Annotated in this window: 12 protein-coding genes and 3 tRNA genes; 8 read left to right on the top strand and 7 right to left on the bottom strand. The window is 56.5% G+C overall.

Going from position 1 to position 16371, the window contains the following annotated elements; genetic code table 11:
- The first annotated feature begins 28 nt into the window (after positions 1-28).
- The 3 genes from AC2FJE_RS01700 to lon all read left to right on the top strand — a co-directional run bounded on the left by AC2FJE_RS01700 (position 29) and on the right by lon (position 4755).
- On the top strand, positions 29-940 hold the full coding sequence (locus AC2FJE_RS01700) for a nucleoside hydrolase (protein WP_282118546.1): 912 nt from the start codon (positions 29-31) through the stop codon (positions 938-940).
- A gap of 64 nt (positions 941-1004) precedes the next feature.
- On the top strand, positions 1005-2135 hold the full coding sequence (tgt, locus tag AC2FJE_RS01695; RefSeq protein WP_496760532.1) for a tRNA guanosine(34) transglycosylase Tgt: 1131 nt from the start codon (positions 1005-1007) through the stop codon (positions 2133-2135).
- Between the two features lie 211 nt (positions 2136-2346).
- On the top strand, positions 2347-4755 hold the full coding sequence (gene lon, locus AC2FJE_RS01690; RefSeq protein ID WP_058277828.1) for an endopeptidase La: 2409 nt from the start codon (positions 2347-2349) through the stop codon (positions 4753-4755).
- A 52-nt stretch (positions 4756-4807) separates the two neighbouring features.
- Here the strand turns inward: lon and AC2FJE_RS01685 are convergent, their stop codons facing one another.
- Entirely contained in the window at positions 4808-6394 is a 1587-nt protein-coding gene (locus AC2FJE_RS01685; RefSeq protein WP_496760530.1) for an APC family permease, read from the bottom strand.
- Positions 6395-6521: 127 nt separating this feature from the next.
- Positions 6522-6596: transfer RNA gene (locus AC2FJE_RS01680), tRNA-Val, on the bottom strand.
- A 211-nt stretch (positions 6597-6807) separates the two neighbouring features.
- Here AC2FJE_RS01680 and AC2FJE_RS01675 point away from each other — a divergent pair.
- From AC2FJE_RS01675 to uvrA, 3 genes are all read left to right on the top strand, one after another.
- Positions 6808-6884, top strand: a tRNA-Asp gene (locus AC2FJE_RS01675).
- Between the two features lie 46 nt (positions 6885-6930).
- Positions 6931-7007: transfer RNA gene (locus tag AC2FJE_RS01670), tRNA-Asp, on the top strand.
- Positions 7008-7183: 176 nt separating this feature from the next.
- Positions 7184-10042: an excinuclease ABC subunit UvrA gene (gene uvrA, locus AC2FJE_RS01665; RefSeq protein WP_496753893.1), complete on the top strand. Its 2859-nt coding sequence runs from the start codon at positions 7184-7186 to the stop codon at positions 10040-10042.
- 9 nt (positions 10043-10051) lie between these two features.
- Here uvrA and AC2FJE_RS01660 read toward each other — a convergent pair whose 3' ends face one another.
- The 5 genes from AC2FJE_RS01660 to AC2FJE_RS01640 form a co-directional block, all read right to left on the bottom strand.
- Complete coding sequence (locus AC2FJE_RS01660) at positions 10052-10384, bottom strand: hypothetical protein (RefSeq protein WP_282168386.1); 333 nt, start codon at positions 10382-10384, stop codon at positions 10052-10054.
- A 97-nt stretch (positions 10385-10481) separates the two neighbouring features.
- Complete coding sequence (gene mmsB, locus AC2FJE_RS01655; protein ID WP_496753897.1) at positions 10482-11354, bottom strand: 3-hydroxyisobutyrate dehydrogenase; 873 nt, start codon at positions 11352-11354, stop codon at positions 10482-10484.
- Positions 11355-11357: 3 nt separating this feature from the next.
- Positions 11358-12398 carry an enoyl-CoA hydratase/isomerase family protein gene (locus tag AC2FJE_RS01650; RefSeq protein WP_496753899.1) on the bottom strand — a complete coding sequence of 347 codons (1041 nt, stop codon included), beginning with the start codon at positions 12396-12398 and terminating at the stop codon, positions 11358-11360.
- A gap of 7 nt (positions 12399-12405) precedes the next feature.
- A complete protein-coding gene (locus tag AC2FJE_RS01645; RefSeq protein WP_496753901.1) occupies positions 12406-13548 on the bottom strand; it encodes an acyl-CoA dehydrogenase family protein in 1143 nt (380 codons plus the stop codon).
- Positions 13549-13665: 117 nt separating this feature from the next.
- Entirely contained in the window at positions 13666-14781 is a 1116-nt protein-coding gene (locus AC2FJE_RS01640) for a carboxylate-amine ligase (RefSeq protein ID WP_282118526.1), read from the bottom strand.
- Positions 14782-14920: 139 nt separating this feature from the next.
- On the opposite strand from AC2FJE_RS01640, the gene AC2FJE_RS01635 reads away from it, so the two are divergent.
- Positions 14921-15772 carry a class I SAM-dependent methyltransferase gene (locus AC2FJE_RS01635; RefSeq protein ID WP_496753903.1) on the top strand — a complete coding sequence of 284 codons (852 nt, stop codon included), beginning with the start codon at positions 14921-14923 and terminating at the stop codon, positions 15770-15772.
- A gap of 71 nt (positions 15773-15843) precedes the next feature.
- Entirely contained in the window at positions 15844-16320 is a 477-nt protein-coding gene (locus AC2FJE_RS01630; protein WP_108859083.1) for a fasciclin domain-containing protein, read from the top strand.
- Positions 16321-16371: the final 51 nt, after the last annotated feature.

The following is a 16371-nucleotide window of genomic DNA, read 5'->3' as shown; positions in this document are numbered from 1 at the left end:
CCGGTTGTGATTGCGCTATCGGGCGGGGATGAAACTGATAATTGACACAGATCCGGGCATCGACGATGCGATGGCCATTGCCTATGCCGCCGCTGCACCAGAAATAGACCTGATCGGCCTGACCACGGTTTTCGGCAACACGCATGTGCACCAATCCAGCCGCAACGCGCGGTTCTTGCTCCATAAACTGGGACTGGACGCGCCAGTGGCTGAGGGGGCGCCGCTTCCAGTTGGTGCGACCACATACGACCCGTCCGAGCACGTGCACGGCCCCGAAGGATTTGGTGATTTGACTGACATCCCGCAGATTGGGGAAAATCACCCCCTGACGGCGGCCGAATTCCTTGTCGAGCAGGCGCGGGAACACAAGGGTGAGCTGGTCGTCTGCGCCATTGGTCCGCTGACCAATGTCGCCGATGCCATGCGGTTGGACCCAGAGTTTGCAGGCAACATCAAGCGACTGGTGATCATGGGCGGTGCCGTGTTTTGCCCCGGGAACATCACAGAGCATGCTGAGGCCAACATCTATCACGATGCGCAGGCCGCGGATGCAGTGTTCGCGTCTCCGCCAGATACCGTTCTGGTCGGCTTGGATGTCACGCTAAAAACTCTGTACGAGACTGCGGATTTTGATGCATTGGCGGCGCGTTCCGCTGACATGGGCGGTTTCCTGCGCGACATCTCGAAATTTTATCTTAAGTTCTACAAGGATATCGGCGGATTGGAAGGGTGCGGCCTGCACGACTCAACGGCTGTGATTGCCTGCACCCACGAACCCATGTTCGAGATAGTCGAAACCGGGCTTCAGGTTGAGGTAGATGGTCCGCAAATCGGGGCAACCCGACCGGATGCCAACAGACCAATGGTGCGCGTATGCCGGGATGTGGATGGGGCAGGGGTTGTCAGCCTGTTCACTGACCGCGTTGCGTCATTGCCCTGACGGCTTGCAATACCAGCGAAGATCGGGCAATTGCTGCCCGGTTCAGCGACACTGAGGCATTCACATGACAGACCGTTTCTCATTTGACCTGAAAGCCACGGATGGCAAAGCACGCACCGGGGTAATCCATACTCCACGCGGTAAGGTGCGCACGCCGGCCTTTATGCCGGTTGGCACCGCGGCAACGGTCAAAGCGATGATGCCGGAAAGCGTACGTGCCACAGGGGCGGACATCCTGCTGGGCAACACCTATCACCTGATGCTGCGCCCGACCGCTGAACGGATCGATCGTTTGGGAGGGTTGCACAAGTTCATGAATTGGGAACGGCCGATACTGACGGATTCCGGTGGGTTTCAGGTTATGTCGCTGGCCGGGTTGCGCAAGCTGACCGAAAAGGGTGTGACCTTCAAATCTCATATCGACGGCTCGCGCCACGAATTAACGCCTGAGCGATCGATGGAGATTCAGCGCCTGTTGGGGTCTGACATTGTCATGTGTTTCGACGAATGCCCGGCGCTGCCCGCTGACCGGAATCGCATTGCCGAGTCGATGCGCCTGTCGATGCGGTGGGCCGAGCGGTCGCGTGACACTTTCGGGGATCGTCCCGGTCACGCTTTGTTCGGCATTCAGCAGGGCGGACTTGAGCAGGATTTCCGCGAGGAATCGGCCGAGGCGCTGAAAGAGATCGGTTTCGAAGGTTACGCCGTTGGCGGTCTTGCCGTTGGCGAAGGCCAACAGGCGATGTTCGACGTGCTGGACTTTGCGCCGGATATGCTGCCGGTCGACAAACCACGTTATCTGATGGGCGTTGGAAAACCGGATGATATTGTCGGCGCCGTTGCGCGCGGCATTGACATGATGGATTGCGTGTTGCCGTCCCGTTCGGGGCGCACAGGGCAGGTTTTCACGCGCTACGGCGTGGTGAACATCAAGAATGCCCGCCATTCAGACGATCCGCGCCCGTTGGATGAACACTGCACGTGTCCCGCCTGTTCAAACTACTCCCGCGCCTATCTGCACCATGTGTTCCGCTCGAACGAGATGATCTCGGGTATGCTGCTGACCTGGCATAATCTGCACTATTTCCAAGAGATCATGCAGGGGATGCGTGACGCCATCGCTGCCGGAACATTCGATGCGTGGCAGGTCGAGTTCCATGCGCAGCGCGCGCAAGGCGATATTGAGCCTGTTTGATAGGCGCTTGGCGTTTTGGTGATCAAAATCACCGAATAGTCCATCAGGTGCCTTGCAGTCCCGAACACCTCAGGTCATTCTCACCATGAGAGATGGCGGTAAGGTTGAAATAGGGCGGTAACTGCCCCACCTTTATCGTCCAAGACAGGAGACGGCCGGGCGTTGCCTCGATGAGGGACCAGAGCCGTCTTGCCAATGATAAGGATAGAGCATGCAAGAGCCCCTGAACTCCTCATACCCAGTGCTGCCGCTGCGCGATATCGTGGTTTTCCCGCATATGATCGTGCCGCTGTTCGTCGGTCGGGAAAAATCCGTCCGGGCGCTGGAAGAAGTGATGCAGGACGACAAGCAGATTCTGTTGTCCAGCCAGATCGACCCGAGCGACGATGATCCAACCGAGGACGGCATCTACCGTTCCGGTGTGCTGGCCAATGTACTGCAATTGCTGAAATTGCCGGACGGCACCGTGAAGGTGCTGGTCGAGGGCCAAGCCCGTGTGATGATCACGGAATTCCTTGAAAACGAAGAATTTTTTGAGGCCCGCGCCGAATATCTGACCGAAATTCCGGGCGACGTTACGACAACCGAAGCACTGCAGCGCACTGTTGCGGATGAATTTGAGCGTTACGCGAAAGTGCGCAAAAACATCCCCGAAGAAGCGTTGACCGCAGTTGGAGAATCCACCGAACCGGCAAAGCTGGCTGACCTTGTGTCGGGTCATTTGGGGATTGAAGTCGAACAAAAGCAAGACCTGCTGGAAACCCTCAGCGTCAGTGAGCGGCTTGAGAAGGTCTATGGCCTGATGCAGGGCGAGATGTCGGTTCTGCAGGTTGAGAAAAAGATCAAGACCCGCGTCAAAACCCAGATGGAGAAGACGCAGCGCGAATACTATCTGAATGAGCAGATGAAAGCCATTCAGAAGGAACTTGGCGATGGCGAGGATGGCAGCAATGAAGTGGCCGAACTGGAAGCCAAGATCGAAGAAACCAAGCTGTCGAAAGAGGCCCGTGAAAAGGCCGAAGGCGAGCTGAAAAAGCTGCGTAACATGAGCCCGATGTCGGCTGAGGCCACCGTCGTACGCAACTATCTGGACTGGATTCTGGCCTTGCCGTGGGGCACGAAATCCCGCGTCAAAAAGGATCTGGGCCGCGCGCAGGACATTCTGGATGCCGACCATTATGGCCTTGAGAAGGTCAAGGAACGGATCGTCGAATATCTGGCTGTTCAGCAGCGGTCGAAAAAGCTGAAGGGCCCGATCATGTGCCTTGTTGGCCCTCCGGGTGTGGGTAAAACCTCACTTGGTAAGTCGGTTGCACGTGCGACGGGGCGTGAGTTCATCCGCATCTCGCTGGGCGGTGTGCGTGACGAGTCCGAGATCCGTGGCCACCGTCGGACCTATATCGGTTCGATGCCTGGTAAGATCATCCAGGCGCTGAAAAAGGCGAAGACCACAAACCCGCTCATCCTGCTCGACGAGATCGACAAGATGGGGCAGGACTTCCGTGGTGACCCGGCTTCGGCGATGCTCGAGGTGTTGGATCCGGAACAGAACAGCACGTTCATGGACCACTATCTTGAGGTCGAATACGACCTGTCGAACGTGATGTTCCTGACCACGTCCAATAGCTACAATATGCCAGGGCCTTTGCTGGACCGGATGGAGATCATTCCGCTGGCCGGTTACACCGAGGACGAAAAAAGTGAGATCGCCAAGCAGCATCTGATCAGCAAGCAGGTGAAGAACCACGGCCTGAAGGCCAAAGAGTTCGAACTGACCGATGACGCGCTGCATTCGATCATCCGCACTTACACGCGGGAAGCTGGCGTTCGGAACTTAGAACGTGAAATCGCCAAGGTGGCGCGGAAGTCGCTGACCAAGATCATCAAGAAAGAGGCTGAATCTGTAACGGTGACGCCAGACAATCTGGATGAGTTCCTGGGCGTGCCCAAGTTCCGCTATGGCCTGGCCGAACAGGACGATCAGGTAGGTGTTGTCACCGGTCTGGCGTGGACATCGGTCGGTGGTGATCTGTTGCATATCGAGGCGCTGAAACTGCCGGGCAAGGGCCGGATGAAGACCACCGGCAAGCTGGGTGATGTGATGAAGGAATCCATCGATGCGGCGTCGTCTTATGTGCGGTCAATTTCGCCTCAGATTGGGGTGAAGCCACCCAAGTTCGACAAGATAGACATCCACGTGCACGTGCCGGATGGTGCGACTCCGAAAGACGGGCCTTCGGCTGGTCTGGCCATGGTGACCTCGATCGTATCCGTGCTGACCGGTATTCCGGTTCGTAAGGACATCGCGATGACGGGTGAGGTTTCGTTGCGTGGCAACGCGATGCCGATTGGTGGTTTGAAAGAGAAACTGCTGGCGGCCCTGCGCGGTGGCATCAAGACTGTTCTGATCCCGGAAGAGAACGAAAAGGACCTGGCCGAGATCCCGGACAACGTGAAAGAAGGTCTGAAGATCATTCCGGTAGAGCACGTGTCCGAAGTTCTCAAACTGGCACTGGTACGTGAGCCGGAAGCGATTGAGTGGGATGAGGCCGCCGAAGAGGCTGCCGCAGCCGCTGCGAAGGCCACTGAAAGCGCAAGCCCGTCTGCCACGACGCACTAAGCGATAGGCGATAGACAAAGAAAAGGCGGGGTCTTCCCCGCCTTTTTCCTTTTCAGAAGCCGATAACAGGCTTCTTCGGGTCCAGTACCTCTTCCTCGGCGATGTAAGTTTGAAACTTTTTGGCGGATAGGGAGGATCGGACCGCTAGACCAAAAATGATGACTGAAAACAGGACGCACAGCAAAACATCCCAACCGAAGGGGATTTGCTTAAGCGCACCTTCCCCGAACTGTCCCAGGAACGAGATCAGGCCGATCCCTCCGAAATAGGGAACCAGCCACAGGGCCTCGGTCACGTCCATTTCGTCCAGCCGATTATGAAACCGTGCCAGAAGAAGAACAAACCCGACGATCAACGCGATGCCAAGCCGCCAAACGGTGTCCCATCCGCTCCAATAGACGATGAGCGTGGCGACAGCGAAGGCCGTGATGGCCACCACTTTAACGAAGGGGATGCGAATGGACCGCGGGTGGTCCGGCATCAGGCGGCGCAGGCACACAACGGCGATTGGCCCAACGGCAAAAGATACGACTATGGCCGCACCATTCAGGGCAATAACGGTGGTGAACGGGACCGTAAGAAGGAACAGAATTCCGATCAGAAAGTTCAGCGCCAAGGCCCACAAGGGCACCCCAAATGAGGACAGTATTTGCAAACGCTTTGGCAGGAACCCGTTCTGTGACAAGGCCATCGCGATACGCGCGTTCGAACCGGTGGACACCAAACCGTTGCCAAAGGGGCCAATGACCGAACCTATGTTCAAAACGCTCAGGAACCAGACGATCCCAACCGATAGGATGACCCCGTCCAATGGCCCCTGACCGCTAAAATTCAGGCTTGCCCAGCCGTTCTTCAGCATCTCCGGGTCAAGTGCGCCGATAAACGCGATCTGTAATCCGACATAGATGGCCGCACACAAAATAATGGACAGCACCAACGCCGCAGGAATCGCCACTTTGGGGTTTCGAACCTCACCAGCCATATCGACCACATGGCGGAAACCGATGAAGGAAAAGATGACGCCTCCGGTTGAAACAGCCGCCATGATGCCCTGCAAGCCGTACGGCGCAAAACCACCCGGTTGGGTGAAGTTTCCAGTGTCAAATCGACTTGCGATCAGCAGAATCGACAGAACGATAGGAATGGCAATTTTGGCCCATGTCAGCGTCGCGTTGACTTGCGTGAAGAATTTTACCCCCAACGCATTAATGACAACGAACAACAACATGAAAAACAACGCCACAGCGATACCCGCGCCGGTCAAATCGCCCGTATCGGCTGTGTGCACCCAGGGAGCATAAGGCCCGAGGTATTTCAGCATCGCCTCGACCTCAATCGGGGCGGTGGTGTTGTACCCAATCCAGGCTGTCCACCCCATTGCCATCGAAACGATGTTCCCATGCGAAAACTGGGGGACGCGGGCGACCCCTCCGGGAATGGGCAGCATGGCCGAGATCTCGGCGAAGGTTATCGCAAGAACGAACATGGCCACCGCGCCAATGATCCACGAAAGGATAGCGGCAGGACCTGCGTGTTGAACTGCGAGGAGGGGACCGAACAACCAGCCGGAACCGATAATTCCACCGACCGAAATGAAGGTCAGGCCAACAAGGCCAATATCCCGTTTCAATTTGGCCATGCGAAACCCCGTGCTTCAGCGCCGGTTGATCACACGGCAGATGCAGGAACGATACGCAGCTGAAATGCAAGCTGGCAAGTATTGTAATTTCAAGGCCTTAGAAGGCGTTGATTCTGAGGAAGTGGAATGGTGGGTGATAAGAGATTTGAACTCCTGACATCTACGATGTGAACGAAGCGCTCTACCACTGAGCTAATCACCCGTAGGCGCTGCTGTTACAGCGACTCGGATTGGTTGGCAAGATGGCCGGTGGTGAATTCGATCCAGCTCATGAAATGCTGGTTTTCCGGCCTCGGGGGTGGGTGGCTCAATCGGAAAAAATCAGGTTCTTCGAAAAAACTTCAAAACGCCGCTTGACGATGTCGGGGCGTAGCCATAATACACCCAAACGTTCAGCGATGAACAGACAGCGGGCGGTTGTAGCTCAGATGGTTAGAGTACCGGCCTGTCACGCCGGGGGTCGCGGGTTCGAGCCCCGTCAACCGCGCCACTGCTGTCAGCCTGGATCCGGGTTAAGGGATCACGAAAATAGATGCGCGGTTGTAGCTCAGTTGGTTAGAGTACCGGCCTGTCACGCCGGGGGTCGCGGGTTCGAGCCCCGTCAACCGCGCCATTTTCCCTAAAGTCAGCGGTAAATTCGTAATTTGTGCCAAGCTTCTGCGTGTCAAATGCGATGCTGCTTTGTCGGATCGGCGAATAGATGACAGTTCTTGCTTTGTTCTAACTTTTCTGTTGGAGTTCCAGCGTCGTTCACCTATTTCTAAGACACTTGTGTGTTGGGGGCCAAAAATGGCTGAGCTGAAGAATATCGAAGTGCGCGGTGCGCGCGAACATAACCTCAAAGGTATCGACGTGGACATCCCGCGTGATCAGCTTGTGGTGATCACCGGGCTGTCGGGGTCTGGTAAGTCATCTTTGGCTTTCGACACGATCTATGCCGAGGGCCAGCGGCGTTACGTTGAAAGCCTGTCGGCCTATGCCCGCCAGTTTCTGGACATGATGGAAAAGCCGGATGTGGATCACATCAGCGGCCTGTCACCAGCCATCTCGATTGAACAGAAGACAACGTCCAAGAACCCGCGTTCGACCGTCGGAACGGTCACCGAGATCTATGACTATATGCGCTTGTTGTTCGCCCGGTCCGGAACGCCGTTCAGCCCCGCCACGGGGCAGCCAATTGAGGCGCAGCAGGTTCAGGACATGGTCGACCGCATCATGACGATGGAGGAGGGGACGCGAGGATACTTGCTCGCCCCCATCGTGCGCGACCGCAAAGGCGAATACAAAAAAGAATTCCTCGAACTGCGCAAGCAGGGTTTTCAGCGCGTTAAGGTCGACGGAGAATTCTACGAACTGGATGAACCGCCCACGCTGGACAAGAAATATCGCCATGACATTGATGTCGTCGTCGACCGGTTGGTCGTGCGCGAAGGGCTGGAGACCCGGCTGGCCGACAGTTTGCGTACTGCTTTGGACTTGGCCGACGGTATCGCCGTTCTCGAAACCGCGCCGCGTGAGGGCGATCCGGAACGGATCACGTTTAGCGAGAACTTTGCTTGCCCGGTCAGCGGCTTCACCATTCCTGAAATCGAACCCCGTTTGTTTTCGTTCAACGCTCCGTTCGGGGCGTGCCCGGATTGTGATGGTCTGGGTGTCGAGCTGTTCTTTGACGAACGTCTTGTGGTGCCGGACCAGACCCTGAAACTGTACGACGGGGCGTTGGCGCCCTGGCGCAAGGGAAAGTCGCCGTACTTCCTGCAGACCATTGAAGCGATTGCCCGACACTATGAGTTCGACAAGAACACGCCGTGGAAGGACCTGCCGCCAAAGGTGCAGCAAGTGTTTCTGCGCGGTTCCGGCGACGAAGAAATCCAATTCCGCTATGATGAAGGCGGGCGGGTCTATCAGGTCACCCGCAGCTTTGAGGGCGTGATCCCGAATATGCAACGCCGCTATCGCGAGACCGACAGCGCGTGGATCCGTGAAGAGTTTGAGCGGTATCAGAACAACCGACCCTGTGGTGCCTGTGAAGGCTATCGCCTACGGCCCGAGGCGCTGGCGGTTAAGATCGCAGGCGCGCATGTTGGGCAGGTTGTGCAGATGTCGATCCGCGAGGCCCTGGCCTGGATCGAAGATGCACCGAACCATCTAAGTGTCCAGAAGAACGAAATCGCGCGTGCCATTCTCAAGGAGATCCGTGAGCGACTGGGATTTCTGAATAATGTTGGTTTGGAATACCTTACGCTGTCCCGCTCAAGTGGTACCTTGTCTGGTGGTGAAAGCCAGCGCATTCGTCTGGCCAGCCAGATCGGATCTGGTTTGACAGGGGTTTTGTACGTTCTGGATGAACCGTCCATTGGTCTGCACCAGCGGGACAATGATCGCTTGCTTGGGACGCTAAAGAACCTGCGTGATCAGGGTAACACAGTGATTGTCGTCGAGCATGACGAGGAAGCAATCCGCGAGGCGGATTATGTTTTTGACATCGGGCCGGGGGCTGGAGTGCATGGTGGTCAGGTTGTCAGCAAAGGCACACCTGATCAAATCGCGGCTGATGCGGCCTCGATGACCGGGCAATACTTGTCGGGAACCCGCGAGATCTCGGTCCCGGCTGAGCGACGCAAAGGGAACAAAAAGAAGGTGACGGTTGTCAAAGCGACCGGGAACAATCTGAAGAACGTGACGGCGGAGTTTCCGCTCGGCAAGTTTGTCTGCGTCACCGGCGTTTCCGGAGGCGGAAAATCGACGCTTACGATTGAGACGCTATTTAAAACTGCCTCCATGCGTTTGAACGGCGCACGGCAAACGCCGGCGCCCTGCGAAACCATCAAAGGGTTGGAGCATCTGGATAAGGTCATCGACATTGACCAGCGCCCTATCGGGCGAACTCCGCGTTCAAATCCAGCGACTTACACCGGGGCCTTCACGCCGATCCGCGATTGGTTTGCCGGTCTGCCCGAGGCAAAGGCGCGCGGCTATAAGCCCGGACGGTTCAGCTTTAACGTCAAGGGTGGTCGTTGCGAGGCCTGTCAGGGTGACGGTGTCATCAAGATTGAGATGCATTTCCTGCCCGATGTTTACGTCACCTGCGAAACCTGTAAGGGCGCGCGGTACAACCGCGAAACGCTGGAGATCAAGTTCAAAGGCAAGTCTATCGCCGATGTCCTTGATATGACCGTCGAAGACGCGCAGGAGTTCTTTAAGGCCGTGCCGTCGATCCGCGATAAAATGGACGCACTGGCGCGGGTCGGGCTTGGTTATATTAAGGTTGGGCAGCAGGCGACCACACTTTCGGGTGGCGAGGCGCAGCGCGTGAAGCTTTCAAAGGAATTGTCCAAACGCTCGACCGGGCGGACTTTGTATATTCTGGATGAACCAACCACTGGCCTACATTTCGAAGACGTGCGCAAGTTGTTGGAAGTGCTGCATGAACTGGTCGATCAGGGCAATACTGTCGTTGTGATTGAACACAATCTGGATGTCGTCAAAACCGCCGACCACATCATTGATATCGGCCCGGAAGGCGGCGATGGCGGTGGCGAAATCGTGGCAACCGGGACGCCCGAGAATGTGGCCGAGGTCGATCGCAGTCATACCGGCAGGTATCTCAAACCGATGTTGGATGGTGCGCGCGTTGCTGCGGAATAGTGCAGTTCTTTAGTAAAGAATATCAGCCGCTGCGCCGATCAGGTTCAGCACCTTTTGCGTTTCGGGGTCGACACGATAAACGTAATCGCCCGCGCGAATGTAGGATCCGCCGCGATTCAGACCATAACGGTAGGGATCATTGATCCAGCGGTAGTCGCGCGTGATATAGTCGCCCTTTTTGTACTGGTTTTTTACCTGACCCGGCGGAACACAGGGCACTGCTTTTTTTGCCAAGCCTGGCGGGCAATGACCCGCCTTACTCTTTCCGTTCCCTGCAATTGCTGTAGCCGGACTCAATGAAAGCGCGACAATGGTCAAAGTAACAGACAGAATTCGCGACATCATGTTTCCTTTCGCGTTAAAGCGCGGTTAGGAAACAGATGGCCGCTGTTTGTCTGCCGGTCAACCCGATGGGCAGGAAGTCGCCACCCTGTGGCGACTAGCTCCGGGTACGGTTTTCAAAACGTGGCAGCATGGCGGAAAAATCCTTGCCCAGCCCGTCTTCGGATTCGACGAATTTCTCATAAAGCGCTGTTGCAACCTGTCCCATTGGCGTGTCTGCGTCCGAACTTTCAGCAGCTTGCTGGCTGAGCCGCAGGTCTTTTAACATCAACTCGGCCGCAAATCCGGGTTGATAGTCGTTATCCGCGGGGCTGGCTGGTCCAACGCCCGGGGCGGGGCAGTAGGCGTTCATCGTCCAGCTATAGCCCGAGGACGTGCTGACCACATCAAACATCTTTTGCCGGTCTAGCCCAAGCTTGTCGGCCAATGCAAAGGCCTCGCAGGTGGCGATCATGGTCACGCCCAGAATCATATTGTTGCAAATCTTAGCCGCTTGACCAGCACCGGATTCGCCGCAATGCACGGCTTTCTGACCCATAATGTCGAACAGCGGCGATGCTTTTTCAAACGCCGCGTCGCTACCGCCAGCCATGAAGGTCAGCGTACCCGCTGCCGCACCGCCGATGCCACCCGACACCGGTGCGTCTACTGCGAGAACGTCCGCTTCCTTGGCTTGCTCGGCAACGGCGCGGGCGCTGTCTACATCGACCGTCGAACAGTCGATCCAGACCGCTCCGGGCGCCATTGCGGGTATAATCTCATTTGCCACCGCCCACAGGATTTGCCCGTTTGGCAGCATGGTCACGACGATGTCGGCATCGGTCGCGGCCTCAGGGCCGGAGCTGGCCATAGTGACACCCGGCACGGTGACATCCGCCATATCAAAGCCGCTGACATCATGCCCTGCTTTGGCAAGGTTGGCCGCCATCGGATTGCCCATGTTGCCCAGACCGATAAACCCGATTTTCATTCCTTAATCCTCCTCAAAAGTCAGCGTGTCCGCGCCCAAAGGTTGTAGCATCTTTGAAACAGCGACAGCCGGTACGTCTTGGTTCTGATGGCGCCAGCTCGGGTTGCGATCCTTGTCGATGATCTGCGCCCGAATACCTTCCAGAAAATCCCCGTGTTCCATCGCGCGATAGGTGAAGCGATACTCCAGCTCCAACGCCTTGCGTATGGTCAGGTTTGGAGTGCGTAGACGGTGCAGTATCTCGATCGTGCAGGCCATGGAGAGTGGTGAATTACGCCCGATCAACTTCAGCGCGTCAGCGGCGGCGTCATTGTTTGAGTTGCGCAGGCTGTTCTGTATATCTCCAAGAGTTTCGCCCCCGAAATCCGTCTCAATTGCATCTTGCATTGCGACCAACGAACCTTCGGGCGGCGTGTCGGAATGGCTTTCAAGAATGCTGGCGTCGCCGGATGCTTCAAGCATGTCGATCAGATCAGACCATTGCTGGATCGGAATGTGACGATCTGCGAAACCGGCCAGAATGGCATCGGCTGGCCCCATGCGATGCCCGGTTGTGCCGAGGTATTCACCTAACCGTCCGGGTGCGAGTGCCAGCATCAGCGTGCTGCCGACATCCGGAACCAAACCGATTGAGCATTCGGGCAGGGCGATTTGCGACGTTTCACCAACGATGCGATGGCTGCCATGGCACCCGATGCCGACGCCTCCACCCATCGTGAAACCCTGTAGGAAGCTGACTACCGGTTTTGGGTATTCGAAGATCAGAGCATTCAAGCGGTACTCATCGCGCCAGAACTTTCGGCCGTATTCAAAATCGCCCATGGTGCCGGTCTCATAAAGCTCGGCAATGTCACCGCCCGCGCAAAAGGCCTTGTCGCCCTCGGCATCCAGAATGACCAGATCGACCGCGTCATCCTCACGCCAGTTGCGCAAAGCGGTGTCGATGGCCAGGCACATATCATAGCTGAGCGCATTTAGCGCTTTGGTCCGGGTCAGGGTGATACGACCGGCACGGCCTGCTGTGCGAATATAGATGTCTGACATAAAGTCCTCAGCGCTGAGAGAGCATCTGGCGGGCAACGATGACCCTCATGATCTCGTTCGTGCCTTCCAATATCTGATGCACGCGCAGATCGCGCACAAGTTTTTCGATGCCATAGTCGGCCAGATAACCATAGCCGCCGTGCAATTGCAGGCATTGATCCACCACTTTCGATCCCGTTTCGGTCACGAATTTCTTGGCCATAGCGCAGAACTTTGTTGCATCCGGCGCGCCTTGATCCAGTTTCCACGCCGCCTGACGCAGGAATGTCCGGGCGGCCTGCAATTCGATCTCCATATCTGCCAGACGGAACTGAAGGGCCTGAAACTGGTCGATGGATTGCCCGAAAGCCTTCCGCTCGGACATGTATTGCAGTGTCATGTTCAACCCGGTTTGTGCGGCACCTAGAGAACAGGACGCGATGTTCAGACGCCCGCCATCCAACCCCTTCATCGCGTATTTGAAACCGTCGCCCTCGACACCTACAAGGTTGTCGGAAGGGATCTTGCAATCGTCGAACTGCACCTGCGCCGTAGGCTGGCTTTTCCACCCCATCTTCTGTTCCAGCGCGCCAAAGCTCAGGCCGGGGTTGCCATCCTCGACATAGACCGTCGAAATGCCCTTGGGCCCATCCTGGCCGGTGCGCACCATGCAGACATAGGCATCCGAGTATCCGCCGCCCGAGATGAAAGCCTTGGTGCCGTTCAGGGTATAGCCTTCGTTCGTTCGTTCCGCGCGGGTTTTCAAAGCGGCCGCGTCAGAACCTGAGCCGGGCTCGGTCAGGCAATAGCTGAGCACGGTGTTCAAGCTTAGAACATCGGGCATGATGCGGGATTTCAGCTCGCCACTCCCAAAGCTGTCCAGCATCTTGGCGCACATGTTGTGGATCGATAGAAAGGCCGCAACCGAGGGGCAGGCCATCGACAAAGCCTCGAACACAAGCGTGGCGTCCAGACGAGACAGGCCAGAACCGCCGCTGTCTTCCGAGACATAAAGGCCGCCGAAACCCAGCTCACCAATGCGCGGCCAAAGGTCTTTGGGGATGGTGCCGTCGGCCTCCCACTGGCGGGCAAATGGGGCGATGTTTTCTTGCCCGAAATCATGGGCCATGTCGAAGATTGCGTTCTGCTCTTCGGTTGTTGCGAAATCCATGGATTGCCTCCCACGCTGCCCGATGAATTGAACGAGTGTTTATTTCCCAATCCTTACAGAAATTTTGCACGGCCAGCAATCACTGGCACATTCTTGTGCGGGAAAACTTGCTAAGGTTCAGAGGTCTTGATGGAATTCGTCAATCAAGTGTTGAACCACAGCCTTGCCGGGGTCATCACCTTTTGCCGCTGCCTCGGCATGTACCCGGCGCTGGCGAGTGGCCGAGGTGCCGTTCTGGGCAATCTGCTGCAGCTTTGCCAACTCGGTCATGGTGCCCAGCGCTTCGGCATCTTCGGCCAGCAGACCCATCAATTCGCCCATAAGTTCCGGCATGGGTTTGATTGAGCGATCACCGAAGTCAATCATCCCTTCGCCAACGCCATAGCGTTGCGCACGCCAGCGGTTTTCGCCAATGAGGAACCGATCGTATTGTCGCCACCTGAGGTTTCGGTCTTTCAGGCGACATAGCATGCGCGTCAATGCTTGAACCATCGCGGCCAGAGACAGTGCATGCTCCATGCGGGGCTGCACGTCCATGATCCGGGTCTCCAGCGTTGGATATTGGTGCGACGGTCGCAAATCCCACCAGATTTTCGTGGTATCTTCGATCACGCCCAGTTCGACCAGAACGCCCGTAGTACGTTCATATTCGGACCAACCGGAAAAGATCGGAGGCAGACCGGTCCGTGGCAAGTTGTCGAACACCGTTAATCTGTACGAAGACAGTCCTGTGTCCTCACCGTTCCAATATGGCGATGACGTCGACAAGGCCAAGAGATGCGGCAGAAAGTAGGACAGCTGCGGAATCAGGTCGGCGCGCAAGGCTGAATCGGCCACCCCGATATGGACATGCATGCCACAGATCAGCATACGCCGCGCCACTCCGCCCAACGCGTGTTGCAGCGCGTCATATCGGTCTTTGCGCGTATGTTGCTGTTTTTTCCAGTCGGCAAAGGGGTGGCAGGATACAGCGATTGGGGCAAGGTTGTGCTCGGCGGCGCGTTTCGAAACACAGGACCGCAAGCGTTTCAGATCCTCGCGGGCAGAGCTGATGGTCACATGCGGTCGCGTACCGACCTCGATCTGGCATTGCAGGAATTCGGGGCTGACCTGTCCTTCAAAATCGGCCTGGCAGGCTTCCATCAACGCGGCAGGCGCTTCGGCGAGTTCCAGACTGTCTCGATCAACCAACAGATACTCTTCTTCGATGCCCAGCGTAAATTCCTGCTGCATTCCGGCCCTCGCAACTGTGTTCCAACCAGTGAATACGGAAATTGTCTTTTTGCCAAGTGTTTGCCAGCTGGGTTCTTGCGAAGCCCCCATGCGCACAGGTAAGGAGGCGTCTAGACCGCCACCAAACCCGGAGCCCCCCGTGAAACCAAGGAAATTCCCCCGGCTGAACGCCGCGCTTGATCGGTTTGGTGTGAAACTGATCGACAAAGTGACCGAGCGGGACGAACGCGCGCGCCTTGAGGCGTTTGAACGGGCAGGGGGTCTGACCCGATCTGCCTATGCTCTGTCTCCGGGGATGGAAGGGTTCGACATCACTCAATTGTTGTCGGAATACCAAGAACACTCTGCTTCTCTGGAAGCATTGAAGGACCCGGCGCACAACAAGACCGGTTATCGTATCAACAATGGGTACTACGACAGCCCGGATGCGGATGCGCTGTATCTGATGATCCGCCGGTTCAAACCAAAACGCGTGATCGAGGTGGGTTGCGGCAACTCGACCCGTGTGACCCGGCAGGCGATAATTGACGGCGGATTGCAGACCAACGTCACCGCAATCGATCCGTACCCACGGGCAGATATCGCGCATGTGGTGGATCAGTTCGAACAAAAACGTCTGGAAGAAGTCGATCCGGCACTGTTCGAACAACTCGAATCCGGTGATGTCCTTTTCATCGATTCCAGCCACGTTGTTCGCATGAGCAATGACGTCGCGCACCTGTTCTGCCGCATCATTCCGGCGCTCAAACCCGGTGTGGTCATTCATGTACACGATGTTTTTCTGCCCTACGAATATCCTAAACGGTTCTTCTATGATTGCCCAGGCTGGGGTGAGCAGTACATGCTTCATGCACTCCTGCAATCTGGTGCATATTCAATGCTTTGGCCCGGATACTACCTTCAACAGGATCGCCCCGATGCGGTGGAATCTTTGCCATTTTTGAAGGACGGGCGTGCTCAAAGTATATGGGTTCAGGTCAAAGAAAATTGATCTGTTAGTGATCCGGCGCGACTAAGCGCCCGTACCCCTTTCCATAACTAGCTGGAGAGGAGATGACAGCCATGTTTCGTCGTACGTTTATGGGCGCCGCCGCCGCAATTGCACTGACACTGCCTGTAAAAGCACAGGCTGCAGATATCGTGGATACCGCAGTATCGGCCGGGTCCTTCAACACATTGGTCGCCGCCGTTCAGGCTGCGGGGCTTGTCGACACGTTGAAAAGTGACGGACCGTTCACAGTGTTCGCACCGACTGATGACGCTTTTGCGGCACTGCCCGAAGGTACGGTGGAAACACTGCTGTTGCCGGAGAACAAAGACCAACTGGTCGAAATTCTGACCTATCACGTGGTTCCCGCCAAGGTGATGTCCGGTGACATCGCTGGCAAGCGCGCCAAGGTTCTGACCGTGCAAGGCGATCGCCTGAGCGTAAATGCAAAGAACGGCGTGAAAGTTAACGGTGCCGAAGTCATTCAGGCCGATATTGAGACCAGCAATGGTGTGATCCACGTTGTCGACGCTGTGATCCTGCCGGAATAAGATACTTTGATTTCATGAAAAAGCCCCGGTCCTTATGGCCGGGGCTTTGTC

It is taken from the genome of Ruegeria sp. CDSC002 (genome assembly GCF_059610905.1).
The sequence above is the reverse complement of the archived record's forward strand: the minus strand, read 5'-3'. Positions and strand labels throughout refer to the sequence as shown.

Excerpts from the sequence above, each read along its gene's own strand:
- AC2FJE_RS01700 (WP_282118546.1), top strand. The coding sequence starts at position 29 with ATGAAACTGATAATTGACACAGATCCGGGCATCGACGATGCGATGGCC.
- tgt (WP_496760532.1), top strand. The coding sequence starts at position 1,005 with ATGACAGACCGTTTCTCATTTGACCTGAAAGCCACGGATGGCAAAGCA.
- lon (WP_058277828.1), top strand. The coding sequence starts at position 2,347 with ATGCAAGAGCCCCTGAACTCCTCATACCCAGTGCTGCCGCTGCGCGAT.
- AC2FJE_RS01685 (WP_496760530.1), bottom strand. The coding sequence starts at position 6,394 with ATGGCCAAATTGAAACGGGATATTGGCCTTGTTGGCCTGACCTTCATT.
- uvrA (WP_496753893.1), top strand. The coding sequence starts at position 7,184 with ATGGCTGAGCTGAAGAATATCGAAGTGCGCGGTGCGCGCGAACATAAC.
- AC2FJE_RS01660 (WP_282168386.1), bottom strand. The coding sequence starts at position 10,384 with ATGTCGCGAATTCTGTCTGTTACTTTGACCATTGTCGCGCTTTCATTG.
- mmsB (WP_496753897.1), bottom strand. The coding sequence starts at position 11,354 with ATGAAAATCGGGTTTATCGGTCTGGGCAACATGGGCAATCCGATGGCG.
- AC2FJE_RS01650 (WP_496753899.1), bottom strand. The coding sequence starts at position 12,398 with ATGTCAGACATCTATATTCGCACAGCAGGCCGTGCCGGTCGTATCACC.
- AC2FJE_RS01645 (WP_496753901.1), bottom strand. The coding sequence starts at position 13,548 with ATGGATTTCGCAACAACCGAAGAGCAGAACGCAATCTTCGACATGGCC.
- AC2FJE_RS01640 (WP_282118526.1), bottom strand. The coding sequence starts at position 14,781 with ATGCAGCAGGAATTTACGCTGGGCATCGAAGAAGAGTATCTGTTGGTT.
- AC2FJE_RS01630 (WP_108859083.1), top strand. The coding sequence starts at position 15,844 with ATGTTTCGTCGTACGTTTATGGGCGCCGCCGCCGCAATTGCACTGACA.